Annotated in this window: 13 protein-coding genes; 4 read left to right on the top strand and 9 right to left on the bottom strand. The window is 59.4% G+C overall.

Annotated features, from left to right (window positions below; genetic code table 11):
• Positions 1-94: 94 nt before the first annotated feature.
• Positions 95-886 carry an SDR family oxidoreductase gene (locus tag DK391_RS02040; RefSeq protein WP_109476306.1) on the bottom strand — a complete coding sequence of 264 codons (792 nt, stop codon included), beginning with the start codon at positions 884-886 and terminating at the stop codon, positions 95-97.
• A 78-nt stretch (positions 887-964) separates the two neighbouring features.
• The gene (locus DK391_RS02035) at positions 965-1729 is read right to left on the bottom strand and encodes an SDR family oxidoreductase (RefSeq protein ID WP_109476305.1); all 765 of its coding nucleotides are present in this window, start codon (positions 1727-1729) and stop codon (positions 965-967) included.
• 139 nt (positions 1730-1868) lie between these two features.
• Between DK391_RS02035 and DK391_RS02030 the strand changes: the two genes are divergently transcribed.
• Positions 1869-2786, top strand: a complete 918-nt coding sequence (locus DK391_RS02030) for a LysR family transcriptional regulator (protein ID WP_109476304.1) — start codon at positions 1869-1871, stop codon at positions 2784-2786.
• A 148-nt stretch (positions 2787-2934) separates the two neighbouring features.
• On the opposite strand, the gene DK391_RS02025 is transcribed toward DK391_RS02030, so the two are convergent.
• Positions 2935-3714, bottom strand: coding sequence for an alpha/beta hydrolase (locus DK391_RS02025; RefSeq protein WP_109476303.1), 780 nt, complete (start codon positions 3712-3714; stop codon positions 2935-2937).
• A 169-nt stretch (positions 3715-3883) separates the two neighbouring features.
• Here DK391_RS02025 and DK391_RS02020 point away from each other — a divergent pair, with 169 nt between their 5' ends.
• Positions 3884-4489 (top strand): TetR/AcrR family transcriptional regulator, encoded by a 606-nt coding sequence (locus DK391_RS02020; RefSeq protein ID WP_109476386.1) that lies wholly within the window; start codon positions 3884-3886, stop codon positions 4487-4489.
• A gap of 418 nt (positions 4490-4907) precedes the next feature.
• On the opposite strand, the gene DK391_RS02015 is transcribed toward DK391_RS02020, so the two are convergent.
• Positions 4908-5207 (bottom strand): hypothetical protein, encoded by a 300-nt coding sequence (locus tag DK391_RS02015; RefSeq protein WP_109476302.1) that lies wholly within the window; start codon positions 5205-5207, stop codon positions 4908-4910.
• A 203-nt stretch (positions 5208-5410) separates the two neighbouring features.
• On the bottom strand, positions 5411-7393 hold the full coding sequence (locus tag DK391_RS02010; RefSeq protein WP_109476385.1) for an SMP-30/gluconolactonase/LRE family protein: 1983 nt from the start codon (positions 7391-7393) through the stop codon (positions 5411-5413).
• Between the two features lie 307 nt (positions 7394-7700).
• On the opposite strand from DK391_RS02010, the gene DK391_RS02005 reads away from it, so the two are divergent.
• Positions 7701-9986, top strand: coding sequence for an FdhF/YdeP family oxidoreductase (locus DK391_RS02005; protein ID WP_109476301.1), 2286 nt, complete (start codon positions 7701-7703; stop codon positions 9984-9986).
• Between the two features lie 74 nt (positions 9987-10060).
• Here DK391_RS02005 and DK391_RS02000 read toward each other — a convergent pair whose 3' ends face one another.
• Complete coding sequence (locus DK391_RS02000; RefSeq protein ID WP_239482674.1) at positions 10061-10945, bottom strand: alpha/beta hydrolase; 885 nt, start codon at positions 10943-10945, stop codon at positions 10061-10063.
• A 49-nt stretch (positions 10946-10994) separates the two neighbouring features.
• Positions 10995-12284: a serine hydroxymethyltransferase gene (gene glyA / locus DK391_RS01995; RefSeq protein WP_239482680.1), complete on the bottom strand. Its 1290-nt coding sequence runs from the start codon at positions 12282-12284 to the stop codon at positions 10995-10997.
• 233 nt (positions 12285-12517) lie between these two features.
• On the opposite strand from glyA, the gene DK391_RS01990 reads away from it, so the two are divergent.
• A complete protein-coding gene (locus DK391_RS01990; protein ID WP_109476298.1) occupies positions 12518-13045 on the top strand; it encodes a DsbA family protein in 528 nt (175 codons plus the stop codon).
• A gap of 20 nt (positions 13046-13065) precedes the next feature.
• Here the strand turns inward: DK391_RS01990 and DK391_RS01985 are convergent, their stop codons facing one another.
• Both DK391_RS01985 and DK391_RS01980 read right to left on the bottom strand, forming a co-directional pair.
• Positions 13066-14034 (bottom strand): cation diffusion facilitator family transporter, encoded by a 969-nt coding sequence (locus DK391_RS01985; protein ID WP_109476297.1) that lies wholly within the window; start codon positions 14032-14034, stop codon positions 13066-13068.
• 101 nt (positions 14035-14135) lie between these two features.
• Positions 14136-14996 carry an alpha/beta hydrolase gene (locus tag DK391_RS01980; RefSeq protein WP_239482679.1) on the bottom strand — a complete coding sequence of 287 codons (861 nt, stop codon included), beginning with the start codon at positions 14994-14996 and terminating at the stop codon, positions 14136-14138.
• Positions 14997-15063 lie beyond the last annotated feature (67 nt).

Raw genomic sequence — 15063 nt, 5'->3', positions numbered from 1 at the left:
GCTGCGATTCATGCTGCGTTGAGTTTTACGGTCGGCGCGACGTGACCGTGAGCGGGATAGTTGTGGAGAATCCCGCTCAACGGCCGCCCGGGTTTTAGAACGCGCTCTTGATGACACCCCCATCGGCTCGCAACGCAGCGCCCGTCGTAGCCGACGAAAGCGGACTGGCGATATAGGCCACCAGCGACGCAACTTCCTGCGGCGAACCAAATCGCTTGATGAGCGAGGTGGGACGGACCTTCTCGAAGAACTCCTGCTCGAACGCTTCAAACGTTTTGCCGTCGGCGCTGGCAAGTGCTTCCACGAACTCGCCTACGCCACGCGATTTCGTCGGACCCGGCAACACGCTATTCACCGTAATGCCCGTGCCGGCAACCGCTTCGGCGAGCCCGCGCGACACGGCAATCTGCGCGGCTTTCGTCATGCCGTAGTGGATCATTTCGGCGGGGATCTGCACGCCGCTTTCGCTCGAAATGAAAATCACGCGGCCCCAGTTCGCACGCTTCATTGCAGGCAGAAACAGGCGGGCGAGGCGTACACCGCTCAACACGTTGACGTCGAAGAAACGCGACCAGTCGGCGTCGGGAATGTCCTCGAACGGCTTGGGCTCGAAAATGCCCAGGTTGTTGACGAGAATTTCCACGTCCGGATAGCGCGCGGCCAGTTCATCGGCCGCTGCGGCGGTGCCGAGATCGCCCGCAAATCCCAATACATCGCTACCCGTCTCGGCTTTCAGTTGCGCGACCACGTCATCCACGGATGATTGCGAGCGGCCATTCACGATCACGCGCGCGCCCTCTTGCGCCAGCGTACGGGCGATAGCGAAGCCAATGCCGGCGGTGCTGCCGCTGACCAATGCGAGTTTGCCTTCCAGATTCAGGTTCATGAGTCATTCCTTTGTATAAGTGGGATAAAGCTGGCGGCATCGACATGTGTGTGTGCGCCGGATGCCGCCGTCAAAAGATCAAGTGCGGGTAATGGACGCGCCACCATCGACGAGTGATGCCGTCCCCGTCACGAACGACGAATCGTCCGACGCGAGATACAGCACCGAGCGGGCAAGTTCTTCCGGCTTTGCAACGCGCTTGAGCGCATGCAGGCCCGTGACGAACGCCTGCGATTCATCGCTGTCGTTCATGCCGCGATACATGTCGGTGTCGACGGCGCCAGGCAGCACTGCGTTCACGCGCACGCCTTGTGCGCCATATTCGGCTGCCAGTGCCTGCGTCAAACCGATCAGGCCCGCCTTGCTCGCCGCGTAGGCCGCGGTGCCGGGGAACGCGAACGAGTAACCGACGAACGTCGACGTGAAGATGATCGAGCCGCCGCCGTGCTTCACCATTTCAGGAATCTGGTGTTTCGCGCCGAGGAAGGCGCTCGTCAGATTCGTCGATAGCGCGGCGTTCCAGCCTGCTTCAGAAATACCCGTGCTCGGACCCATCTCGCCGAGTGTGCCGGCGTTGTTGTAGGCGATATCCAGGCGGCCAAAGCGGCTCACCGCGAGTTCGACCAGCGCCTTCGCGAAGTCTTCCGATTGCACGTCACCCGCGAGCCAGGCGGCTTCGCCGCCCTCGCCGACGATCTCGGCAGCGAGCGTTTCCAGTTCTGCCGCGCGCCGCGCTGCGATGACTACCTTGGCGCCTTCCTTCGCGAACAGCTTTGCAGTGGCACGGCCGATTCCAGCGCTGGCACCCGTGACGATGGCGACTTTCCCTGTCAAGCGTTGCATGTTCATTCTCCTGAGGTCCTTCGTTGGCCACCGCCCTATGCGTCGGCCTGTTGACAGCAATATAGGCTTCAGCTTCGCTTGCAGAAAGACCAAAAAAATGCTTCCATCATTCAGTTTTTGTGAATGAATCGAGGTATCGATGGATCGCCTTCGCGCTTTCGAGGTTTTCGTGACGGTGGTAAGCCGGGGTGGCTTCGCGCGCGCTGCGGACGCGCTCGGCACCTCGCCCGCCAATGTCACGCGCTATGTGAATGAACTGGAAACGCATCTCGGCACGCGGCTGCTGAATCGCTCGTCGCGCATGCTGTCTCTCACCGAGGGCGGCGAGACGCTTTACGGCCGTTGCAAGTCGATCCTCGACGACGTCGCCGAGACGGAGGGACTGGTGTCATCGGCATCGGTCGAACCGCGCGGACGGCTGCGGATCAATGCGCCCGTGAGCTTCGGCGTTTTGCATCTGGCGCCGCTGTGGCCTGAGTTCATGCGGAAGTATCCGGGCATCGAGCTCGACGTGGGACTGATCGACCGCGTCGTCGATATCGTGGATGAAGGCTACGATCTCGCCATTCGCATCTCACGCGCCGGTTCGACCAGTCATGCGGCCCGCAAACTGGCGACATCGCAAAACATTCTGTGTGCGTCGCCGGACTATCTGGCGCGTTTCGGCGTTCCGATGGCGCCAGCCGACCTGATCGGGCATCAATGCATTGGCTACACGTATGCGGCCACCGGCGACGAGTGGCAACTGATCGATGCGCGCGGCAAGCTTCAGCCGGTGAAGGTCGACTGTCACATGCATACCAACAACGGCGATACGGCGCGCGCAGCTGCACTCGCCGGACAAGGCGTAATCTGGCAACCCACTTTTCTGATCGGCAACGATCTCCGCGAGGGGCGGCTCGTTCGCGTGCTGCCTGAGTATCGGCTGCCGGATATCGACATCCTGGCAATGTACCCGAGCCGTCGGCATCTGAGCGCCAGAGTGCGCGTGATGATCGATTTTCTCGTCGAGGCGTTCGGTGGCGTGGCGCCCTGGGATCGGGCTAGCGGCAATTGAGCCGATGGTACGTCGATGACGGACTGAGCGGACGTTCATAACGTGCGTCCGCTACGTGCACATGTTGCGTGCACTGCGTTGAGAGGCGCGCGGCGGGCAGCGAACCGCCGCAGCCAACCAGTGGCCACAGGCGGTTCGTGACGCTTCCTCATTCCTTGCCCGACTGCGCGGCGGCTTGCTCGATCAACTTCGCGACCTCAGCGGGATGCGACATGTAGGCGACGTGGCTCGAGTTGATCTCGACCGTCTTGCTGCCTGCACGCTGGGTCATGAAGCGTTCAAGCTCAGGATTGATTGCGCGGTCCGCAGTAGCGACAACCGCCCAGCTCGGCTTCGTTCTCCACGCCGCATGCGTGATCGGAACGCCGAACGATTGGGCCGCGGGCGTGACCTGAGAAATCGCCATGAAGCGGGTTTCGTTGACGGGCAGGTCAGCGGCGAAATCGGCATGGAAATTTGCCGGATCGATGTAGAGATGTCCGTCGGCAGTGGCCTTGATCGCCTTGGTTGCCGGCGGCGTCTTCTTGGTCAGATCGAGCGGAGATTCGCCCGTGTCCGGCTGGAACGCGGCCACGTACACGAGGCCCGCCACCTTGTCGTCATTCCCGGCCTCGGTCACGACCGCGCCGCCGTAGCTGTGGCCGACGAGGATGCTCGGGCCGTCCTGTGCATCGACAACGCGGGTGGTCGCCTTCACATCGTCTTCAAATGAGGTTTCCGGCTCCTGCACCACGGACACCTTGTAGCCGTCTCGGGTGAGGATTTTCGACACTGCCTGCCAGCCCGAACCATCGGCGAAATAGCCGTGCACAAGGACGATGTTCCTGACCGGCGCAGCCGTGGCAGCCGTGGCGGCCTGTGAACCGATAGCGGCGGCGGAAAGGGCAACAGCGGCTGCGATGCGGGTTACGTATGAGGAAAGTTTCATTTTGATGCTCCAGATGAAGGGTTGACTGAGAACTCGACAGCACATCGCCTGTTCGATGTAGCCATCCTACTAGTAGGATGAATGTGATTCAACACAGTTTTTGAAACTGGCAATTGCTGGCCATCTCGCATAAGCTAGTGGACATTCATCCGACTAGATGGTAGGCAAAATGACAACCAGTGGAGAGCTCACCGCCGACAGGATCATCGCGGCTGGACGGCAGCTCATCATGCGGCGTGGCTACAACGGCTTTAGCTACGCCGACATCGCCGATGCAATCGACATTCGCAAGGCAAGCATTCATCACCATTTCCCCGCCAAGACAGATCTCGTGATCGCCGTGTTGAACGAATGGCGGGAAGCATTTGAAGCCGATGTGACGTCACTGGAGGCGAACGGCGCCGACGCCATCGAGAAGTTGCGTGCATACGTTGGCCATTGGGAGCGCTGCATCGCCGATGACACGGCTCCGTTTTGCGTAGCAGGCATGCTCGGAGCCGAGCTACCTTCGCTGCCGGAAGAAGTGGCGCAGGGCGTCAAAGCGTTCTTCGACAGCGTGACTTCGTGGCTGGAGCAGGTGCTCGAGTCGGGCGTGAAGGACGGCCTGATCAAACTGGATTCGTCGGTTCATGCTGCGGCGGCGACGCTCGTGTCGGTGGTCTACGGCGCCATGCTTGCTGCGCGGGCCTATGCCGACGTCGCGTTATTCAAGGAAGTCACCGAGGCAGCAGTGGAAAGACTGGTGAAGCCGCGCAAGCGCTTACGGTCGGCCTGACTGAAAAGGCACGGGCATCACCAGCACCGGGATCGTGGCGCCTTTGAGGTCTTCGGCGAAATCCGTCTGCGAGAACGCCACGAGTGATGTGCTGGAAATCAATCGGTGTTGCGCCTGCTGGTCGCCTCGACTTTCGCGGAGCGATCGGGTCCATCAGCGTAGGAACAGACCGGTGGCAAATTGACGACAAGGTTGAACACGCGGCTCGCTGGCGGCGTCGTCGAACGTGTCGTTTAACACGCGCAAGACTAACGATTGCGGCTGAATGCGACGAGACCGTAAAGCGTTCGCGTCAACGCCTGATCTTGAAGTCGAGTTGAACCGTGGAGTGCTTCAGGAGAGGACAGTCACACGCGTTGCGTGCCGCCCGGGAGACAGCCCCCACCCCGACTGGCAGTCAGGTGGGGACTCGAAGGAATCAATGCAGGGTACAGAGGCTGCTGACCGCCTCACCGTCTTCGTCTTCGGACGCGGCCTGTTCGAGGATCGCGCAGCGGAAATCCAGTTTGACGCGCAGGATAGCCGACTCGATCCGCGCATCCCCGCGATACCCACTCAGACGGGTATTGATCGCCTCCTCGACGGCGAGAATAGCCTGCTCCACGCTTTCCGGATCATCGCAATCGAACCCGACTTCGACCTCGATACTCTCCAGCAGATTCAACGCTGCTGCGATGTCTTCAGAGGCCACGAATAGCGTCTCGGTGTCTTCTCTCATCTACCCTCCCCGATGCGTTTTCCAGAGTGTTCAGACAGGTGCAAGCTGCGTGTCCATCGTTGCACATCCGGCGCAACTCTGCTCGTCGCAAAAACGGATGTTGGGTTCGATACAACGGAACGCTTGCGGTACGTTAGAAAGCGAATAGAATCGAATGTTCCAGCATCGTCTGGAGAATCAAAGGGTCGCGGCCACCTGCATCGTCAGTTCACCCCGAATGGCGATATCGTCATCGCCTTCGCGGCACTCGCGCCCGCTCCACCCGACACAGACGGCGTCCAGCGATACAACACAATGCTCGCATCGTTGTAGTTGTCTTTCGTGATTTCGTACTCGCCGTTCGAACGCCGGTACGCCCGCAGTCCATACATCGAATCCACATCGTTGCCCACATCGACGGCGTTCGGATTGCTGTTGGCGAACGTGATATCCAGCTTCCCTGTTGTGAGATTGAACGCGTCGATATTCGGCACGGTGTGCACGTAGCCGACAAAAAGATAATTCCCTGCGGCCGCAACCGATTTGGGATTGACGCTGGTGAGGTTGATCACCGGGTTCGGCGTGGACCGGTTCCCCGCCAGCCAACCGTGATAGACCTCCACACGCGATCCGACTGCCGTCCAGTCGGTGCTGCCCGTGATCCCCGTGAGGATCATCGTGTCGCTCTCGGGCAGGTACAGGATGCGCGTGAGTTGTGCGATCGTCGACGGAATCGGCGACGTGACGGGCGCGCCCCACGACGGCTTGCTGTTCGCATCGAAACCGATCAGCGGATAGTGCGAAATCACGCCGGTCTTGTCGAGGCCCGCCCAGATGTCACCCTTGCTGTCGAGGCAAAAGCCGTTGCGGACTTTTGCGACCGTACCGAACGACGTTCCCGGCAGCGTGCTATCGGGAATGGCAATGTATCCGCTCGTCCGATTGAAGTGGAAAAAGTAGAAGGTGTCGGGATTCTGGCTCGCCGCGACGAGAATCCGGTGTCCGTTGACGCTCGCGACCTGGGCGAAATGTTCGCCACGTTCGTGGTCGGCGAGGTTGATGCGCGGATCGGCGGGATAGGTGAAGGGATCGATTGTGTTGGCTACGTAGGCGCCTCCCAGGGTGCCCGCATAGATGTTCATGCCGCCGTAGAAGATCGCCCCGTCGGTGGCCGGATCCGGCGCGGCGTTGCCTTCGAAGTTCACCGACTGCAACACCCAGCGCAGCACGCCTGAGCCATCGTAGGCGTGAATATCGGTGCCGCCGTTACGGCCGAGATCCCACGATCCGCCCCACGGGTTGTTCAGCACGTAGAGGTTGCGCGCGGAGTCCCTGCCGATGCCCGTCACGCGCGTGAATCGTCTGTCGCCTGCCTGTCCCTTCGTGCCAGTTACGGTATTGAGGTATCCGCCCTGAACACCGAACGTCCCGGCGGCATACGGTGCACCAGAGATGTCATAGATCTTGATGTTCATGTCCGGCCCCTGGTCGCCGATCCATAGCTGTCCGGTGATCGCGTCAAAGTACAGTGACGAGGGTTGCGCCTTTGCGGCCAGCTGGATGGTCTTTCCGGGTGTGCCGTTCGGGCTGAACTGGAGCACCGTGCCCGCGCCCTGTTGCGCGACCCAGATGTTGCCGCCCGCATCGACTGCGAGCGCGCCTGGTCCGTTCACGGTGATGTCGCGCACCCAGACACCCGAGGTCGTAAACACGCGCACGCGATTGCCGGGGAAATCGCTCGCGTAGAGCAGCGAACCGGACGTCGCAAGTCCCGTCACGACGTCCGCGAGCCGCTCGGTGGTCGTGTCGCTTACCGTGATCATCAGGTCCTGCGTCCGGCTTGCCCGGTTGTAGCGGCCAACCTTGCCGCTTCCATACGTGGCGTTGAACTGCAGCGCGGCAAACAGCGAGGTCGCATTGCCCGTGATCGCGCCGCCCTGGAACTCGCCATGCCCGCCGATCGAGCCGAAGTTCCTGCCGTTCTGATAGATCGCGATGCCACCCTCGTCCTCGTCCCACATCGATGCCGTATAGATCACGCCTTCCGATGCGACCCACATCGAGCGAGCCACGTTGCCCACGCGAGTCGTCGCCGTGCCATGCGTGTTGGCGATCCAGCCGGTCGAGTACTGCGCTTCGCACACAGATGCGGCGCCTACGTTCAGCATTGCCGCGACGAGCGCGGCACAGAGTCGTTTGAAAACCATGAGAGATGCCTGTTCGATTGCACGCGGGATATCGTCCGGGTTAACGGCGAGGCGTGGCGCGAGTTGAGGCAATCGTCGATCGGCTTCGATCTTCAGCGAGGGAGGCGCCGCCCGCGGCAGCATGTCGTTGGAGGAAATGAAAGGCGCCCGTCTTCGTTTGAAAAGAACAGCGATCAGCGCTTTATGCAAGAAGCGTTCATTTTTTCCGGCTACACTGCCTGTGCAAAATCGAGGGGGTCGCGCTAACGCGTATCGCTTGTCAACAACCTGCGATTCCGGTCTGGCCTGCTCAATGGGAGACGTTCTCATGGCAACACAACGCGATGTGCCGGGAATCAGGCGCTACGACAGTCCCGCCGGAGGTTGGGGTGCGCTGAGCGCGACGACCAAGGCAATACGCGAGCAAATGGATGCAGTCGTCGCACCCATCACTTTGCTCCGCACCAATCAGCCCGACGGATTCGACTGCCCCGGATGTGCGTGGCCAGACAAGGAACACCGTTCGACATTTCAGTTCTGTGAAAACGGTGCCAAAGCTGTCACGTGGGAAGCGACGAAGAAGCGCGTGCCGCCCGAATTTTTCGCTGCACACACCGTCGAATCCCTGCTTCAGTGGACCGACTACGAGCTCGAGAACGAAGGCCGGCTTACGCATCCGATGGTGTACGACAGGCCGAGCGATACCTATGTGCCGATCGAATGGGACGCGGCCTTTGCGAGAATCGGCGAGATACTAAGAGCGCTGCCGGACCCGAACATGGCCGAGTTTTACACCTCGGGTCGCGCTTCGAACGAAGCGGCATTCATCTATCAACTGTTCGCTCGGGCGCTGGGCACCAACAACTTTCCCGATTGCTCGAACATGTGTCATGAGGCGACGAGTGTCGGCCTGCCGCTTTCCATAGGTATCGGAAAAGGTACGGTCTCACTCGAAGATTTCGAGCAGTGCGAGCTGCTCATCGCCATGGGTCACAACCCCGGCACGAACCACCCACGCATGATGGGCACGCTCCATGAAATGGCGCGCCGTGGCGTGCCGATCATCGTCTTCAATCCGCTTCGCGAGCGCGCGCTCGAACGCTTTGCCGATCCGCAAAGCGCCATGGAAATGGTGACCTTCAGTTCGACCGATATTGCCACTTCGTACTATCAGGTCAGAGCCGGCGGCGACGCGGCAGCGCTGAAAGGCATCATGAAGGCCGTCCTCGCTCTGGACAAGTTTGCCAGCGCCGACGGCACGGTGATCGACCATGCCTTCATCAACGCGCACACCAACGGTTACGACGCCTTCGTTGCGGACCTGCAGGCGACAGACTGGAGCGACATCGAAGCGGCATCGGGACTCAGCCGCACCGCGCTGGAGTCGATCGCGCGAGCGTATGTCAAATCGAATGCAACGATCGTTACCTACGGCATGGGCATCACGCAGCACAACAAGGGCACGGAAAACGTGCAGCAGATTGCTAATCTGCTATTGCTAAAGGGAAACTTCGGCAAGCCAGGCGCAGGCATCTGCCCGTTGCGTGGACATTCCAACGTACAGGGAAACCGGACGGTTGGCATCACCGAGAAGCCTTCCGCCGGCATGCTGGAGCGTATCGAACGCACTTACGGCTTCGTGCCGCCCCAGCATCACGGACACGATGCCGTGCGCGCGATGCAGTCCATCATCGCTGGCGATTCGAAAGCACTGTTCTGTCTCGGTGGCAATTTCGCGGTTGCGCTGCCGGACCCGGAACAATGCTTCCCGGCGATGCAGCAGCTCGACCTCACCGTCTACATCAATACCAAACTGAACCGCACCCAGCTATTGACGGGTAAGGAATCGTTTATCTTTCCCTGCCTCGGGCGCACCGAGACGGATGTGCAGGCGAGCGGCCCGCAATCCATCACGGTCGAAGATTCGATGTCGATGGTTCACGCATCGCGCGGCAAGCTCCAGCCTGCTTCCGATCAATTGCGTTCCGAACCCGCAATCGTTGCCGGCATGGCACACGCAACCCTCGTCGACAGCATGGTTCCATGGCTGGACATGATCGGCGACTACGACCTGATACGCGATGGTATCGAGGCCGTGTTTCCCGATTTTGCCCAGTTCAATGCGCGCATCCGCACGCCGGGCGGATTCCGTCTGCCGCTTCCGCCCACGGAACGCATCTGGACCACTGCATCTGGCAAGGCGGAATTCTTCCCCTTTACGGGGCTGCGCGAAGATCCCAGGTTCGCCGCGAAAGATGTGCTGATGCTCGCTACATTACGCAGCCACGACCAGTACAACACGACTGTGTATGGGCTGGACGACCGTTATCGCGGCGTGTTCGGCCGGCGCGATGTCGTCTTCATGAATGAAGAAGACATGGCAGACCGGCAGATCGAACACGGCGATCTCGTCGATCTGGAAACCGTGCTGCCGACCACCAAGACGCTGAGCCTTGCGCGCTTCACGGTGGTCGCCTACAAGATCGCACGCGGCTCCGTCGGGGCGTATTACCCTGAAGCGAATGTGCTCGTCCCGCTGGACTACATGGATAAGGTCAGCGGCACGCCTTCGTACAAGTCAGTTCCCGTACGGGTTGTGCGTAGCGCCGCATGAAAGCAAAACGCGGCGTGACCGGAAATCCGCTCACGCCGCGCGCATGCAATCGAATCAGATGGGTGAAACCTGCGCTAGATCCGCGCCAGGAAATCGCGAATCAGCGGAACCATCTCGTCGGCCTTATCTTCGAGCGCAAAATGCCCGGTGTCGAACAGATGGAACTCGACATCCGGCAGATCACGCTTATAGGGATGGGCGCCGTCTGCCGGAAAGATGACATCGTTCTTCCCCCACACGATCAGCATCGGCGGTCGATGCTCCCTGAAGTAAGCCTGAACCGTCGGATACAGAGGGAGATTGGTTCGATAGTCGAAGAACAGATCCAGTTGAACGTCGTTGTTACCCGGCCGGTCGAGCAACGCCTGGTCGTGCACCCAGTTGTCGGGCGCGATACGTGTGCGGTCGCTTACGCCGTCGGTGTACTGGAAAATTGTCGTATCGAGCGTAAGTAGCGGTAGCAAAGCCTGACGGCTCGCATCGGATTCGTCGTTCCAGTATTGCTTGATCGGATCCCAGAATGCCTTCAAACCTTCATCATAGGCATTGCCGTTCTGCACGATAAAGCCCGCGACACGTTCAGGATGTTTCAATGCAATGCGCCATCCGACGGGCGCACCGTAGTCCATCACGTACAACGCATATCGGGTGGCGCCCAATTGCTCAAGAAGACCGTCCACCAGCGACGCAATGCGGTCGAATGTATAGGCAAAGCCGGACCGGGAAGGCATATCGCTTTGCCCGAACCCCGGGTAGTCCGGCGCGATCACACGATAGCGGTCTGCGAGTGCAGGAATGAGGTTGCGGAACATATGTGAAGAAGTCGGAAAGCCGTGTAGCAACACGACGGTATCGCCGTCGGCTGGACCCGCTTCACGATAGAAAAGTTTGATGTCGTCGACAACTGCGTACCTGTGATGTGTGACGGGAATAGCGACATTCGATATCGGACTAGTCATTCCAGTTCTCCTGTGACAAGGCATTCCGTACAGAAACCGATCTATCAGGCTAGTCCGCGGAAAGCACCGGCCGTACGTCGCCATTACTGGGGCGCCGCTTGCCCGCTGCATAGACGGGAAAGCGCGAGCACACGCGCGCTACCTTGTCCCGGACTGATTCCACGACGGCAGGGTTTTCAATGTCGTCCAGCACGTCGCACATCCAGCTAGCCAGTTCTCCAGATTCGAGTTCGGTGAACCCTCGCGTTGTAATCGCCGACGTGCCGATCCGGATTCCGCTAGTCACGAATGGGGATTGTGGATCGTCAGGAACCGCATTCTTGTTCACCGTAATGTGCGCTGCGCCTAGCGCTGCGTCCGCGGCCTTTCCCGTTAGTCCTTTTGCAATCAGGCTGACGAGAAACAGATGGTTATCTGTTCCGCCCGAGACCACCTGGTACCCTCTTCTTTCGAAGACCAGCGCCATCGCGCGTGCGTTTCTCAGCACTTGTGTCTGATATTCGGCGAATTGCGGTTGCAGTGCTTCAAGAAGCGCTACCGCCTTGGCGGCGATCACGTGCATCAGTGGACCGCCCTGCGTGCCGGGGAAAACAGCCGAGGCGATTTTCTTCTCGATGTCCGGATTGGCGCGACCCATGATGATGCCGCCGCGCGGGCCGCGCAGTGTTTTGTGTGTCGTCGTCGTGACAACGTCGGCAAACGCGATGGGGTTCGGATAGTGCCCTGTCGCGACCAGACCCGCGACATGTGCCATATCGACCAACAGATATGCCCCCACCTTGTCCGCGATCTCCCTGAACCGCTTGAAATCGAGAAACCGGGAATAGGCAGAGAATCCGGCTACCACTACCTTGGGTTTGTGATCCAGCGCCAGCCGTTCCACGCTGTCATAGTCGATCAGTCCTTCCGGGTCGACGCCGTACTGGACGGCCGAATAGAGTTTGCCGGAAGAACTGACCTTCGCGCCGTGCGTCAGATGGCCGCCATCCTTGAGACTCATACCCAGGATCGGATCACCTGGCTCAAGCAGCGCGAGGTACACCGCTTCATTCGCTTGCGATCCGGAATGTGGCTGAACATTCGCCCAATCTGCGCCAAACAGGCGCTTTGTCCGGTCGATTGCCAGTTGCTCGATCAGGTCGGCATTCTCGCAGCCGCCGTAATAACGCTTGCCCGGATAGCCCTCGGCATACTTGTTGGTTAGCACTGACGCGTGTGCTTCCATGACTCTGGGACTCGCGTAGTTTTCGGAAGCGATCAGTTCGATGTGATCTTCCTGGCGTCTCTGCTCGGCCTTGATAGCGGCAAAGAGTTCCTGATCGAAGCCTTCAATCTGCATGTCGGTTGTGAACACCTCAGTTGCCTCCGTAACGGCACATCACTGAAAGCCAAACGCAATGCAAACCACAGGCTGACGATAAGCATTCGTCGGTCGAGTGTCTTTCCAAATCGCACGGAAAAAATTGGAGGACCACGCCTCACGGCCGCCCTGATTCGGCATGTGCTTAGATTCAAATATGACGTCGGGACTATCCGATGCACCTCATTTTTCCCTCTGAATCTGGACGTGCCATGCACCTTCTTTCTCCGCCGATAGAAACAATCGATCGAATCCAGGGCAACCCTTACGCGGCCGTGACGCTCGTCGAATATGGCGATTTTCAATGTCCGTATTGCGGCACGATGTACGGAATCATCAAAGAGGTTCAAAAAGCGCTGCAGGCAGACCTGCGCTTCGCGTTCCGTCAATTCCCATTGACGAATCTGCATGCACACGCGCTTCATGCCGCCGAGTTCGCAGAGGCGGCCGATAGCGCGGGGAAGTTCTGGGAAGCGCACGACACGCTGTTCGAAAACCAGACCTCACTGGATGGCAGTGCACTGGCGAAATACGCGTCGCAACTCGATATTCCGCTTCAACGTGTGCACGCAGCGTTCGATGGCGATTACGATGAGCGCATCAAGCGTGACTTCAGCAGTGGCCTCGAGAGTGGTGTGCAGGGCACGCCCACGCTTTTCATCAATGGTCAGCGCTATGACGGAGAGCACGATACGGAAAATCTCCTGGCGGCATTGCTCGTTGCCGCCCGGCGCGTGTAGATACCAAACTGTGCAGACCGCTACTTCTCGTGCAACGTGCCTGCGCCGTAGCGCGCAGCCTTCCACTCCTGATACCGATGTTTCGTCTGCGGTTTGACGAACAGGATAACCACTTCCGGGTGCGCCGCACGAATACGCGACTCGATCTCCACGACACATCGCTCGAGTTGCGGCGTGCGCATCTCGTCGTCGAACTCGACGCTTAGCGCGACGAGCACCTGATCAGGGGAAAGGTGCACGGTGAACACCCCGTTCGCACTTACGACGCCCGGTTCCTTGACGGTCAGGTCCAGTATCGACGTCACCAGCACGGGCGACGCACCCTCGCCGATCAACAGGCTCTTGCTCTCGTTTGCAATGATCGCCGCCACGGCGGCAAGCACCAATCCGATCACGATGGATGCCACCCCATCCATTACATAGATATGGTAGGTATGCGACAGGAAAATGCCCGTCACGGCCACGACGATACTGATCAGCGCGGCGCTGTCTTCTAAAAGCACCATGAACGACGGCGGATCTTTGCTCTTGTGAATCGCCTCCCAGTAGCCGTGTCTGCCACGCGTGTCTCTCAAGCGACGAAACGCCGTGAACCACGATACGCCTTCGAACACGAACGAAAACGCCAGCACGATATAGCTGACGAATGCGTATTCGATAGGCTGCGGCGACAGCAGGTGCTGCGTGCCCTGATAAAGCGAAACGCCGGCGCCAAAGCCGAACAGCATGAGCGAAACAATGAAGCTCCAGAAGTAGAGCTCGCGCCCGTAGCCGAGTGGGTGAACCGTATCAGGCCGACGTTCGGACTCGCTATAACCGTAGAGCAGCAGCGCTTCGTTGGCGGAGTCGACAATCGAGTGCACGGCTTCGCTCAACATGGCGGCGCTACCCGTCACGATTGCCGCTGCGATCTTCGTGCAGACGATCAGAATGTCGCCGATCAGCGCAATGTAGACGACTTTCTTCGAACTGGAGCGGGGCGTCGCCATGAGAGTGAATGACCTGAAGTGTTGATTCCGCCAGTAGACTCCATTTGATTGTAAGTGGTCTTTTAAGACGAAGCGCGGGAGGTCCGCATTTGCCACAGCCTTCAGGTGCGAAGGAACTCCAGCAGATCCGCATTGACCTTATCCGCCGCCGTTGTGCACATGCCGTGTGGCGCGCCCGGATAGACCTTGAGTGTCGCGTTCCTGATGATCTTCGCCGACATCTTCCCCGAAATATCGACAGGTACGAGTTGATCATCGTCGCCATGAAGAATCAGCGTTGGGACCGTGATCTTCTTCAGGTCTTCGGTGTAGTCGACTTCGAACTGCTTCACGCATTGATACTGCGCGAGAATCGAACCGGCCATGCCCTCGCGCCAGAACTCTTCTATGACGCCTTGTTCGACCTTCGCATTCGGACGATTGAACCCATAGAACGCCATGGCGAGATTCTTGTAAAACACGGAGCGGTTGCTCGTGAGATTCGAGCGAATCCCATCGAATGCAGATTCGGGCAGACCGTCTGGATTATTTGCGGTCTTGAGCATCAGCGGCACAACGGCACTGATCAGCACGGCTTTGGACACGCGAGACGACCCGTGCCGGCCGATATAGCGGGCAACTTCTCCGCCACCCATTGAATGGCCCACGAGTGTCGCGTCCTTGAGATCGAGTGCGTTGATCACGGCGGCGAGGTCGTCTGCGTAGGTATCGACGTCGTTACCCGACGACGACTGACCGGAACGGCCATGACCCCGGCGATCATGCGCAATCACGCGATAGCCATTCTGCACGAGAAATAGCATCTGCGAGTCCCATGCGTCTGCATCGAGCGGCCAACCATGTGAAAGGACCACCGGCTTGCCGCTACCCCAGTCCTTGAAAAAGATCCGCGTTCCGTCTTTTGCAATAACCGAGTCTGCTGTAAAGCGTTCGCCGGACGTACTGTGGGAAGTCGACGCCATGCGCTTTCGCCCCGCGCCAACAGTCGCTTCCGCCATCGCGACAGCAGGTGCCGCAATCGCGGCCACT

Source organism: Paraburkholderia sp. C35, assembly GCF_003121405.1.
In the GTDB taxonomy this organism is placed as follows: domain Bacteria; phylum Pseudomonadota; class Gammaproteobacteria; order Burkholderiales; family Burkholderiaceae; genus Paraburkholderia.
Note: the sequence above shows the minus strand (reverse complement) of the source record. Positions and strands in the feature narration are given on the sequence as shown.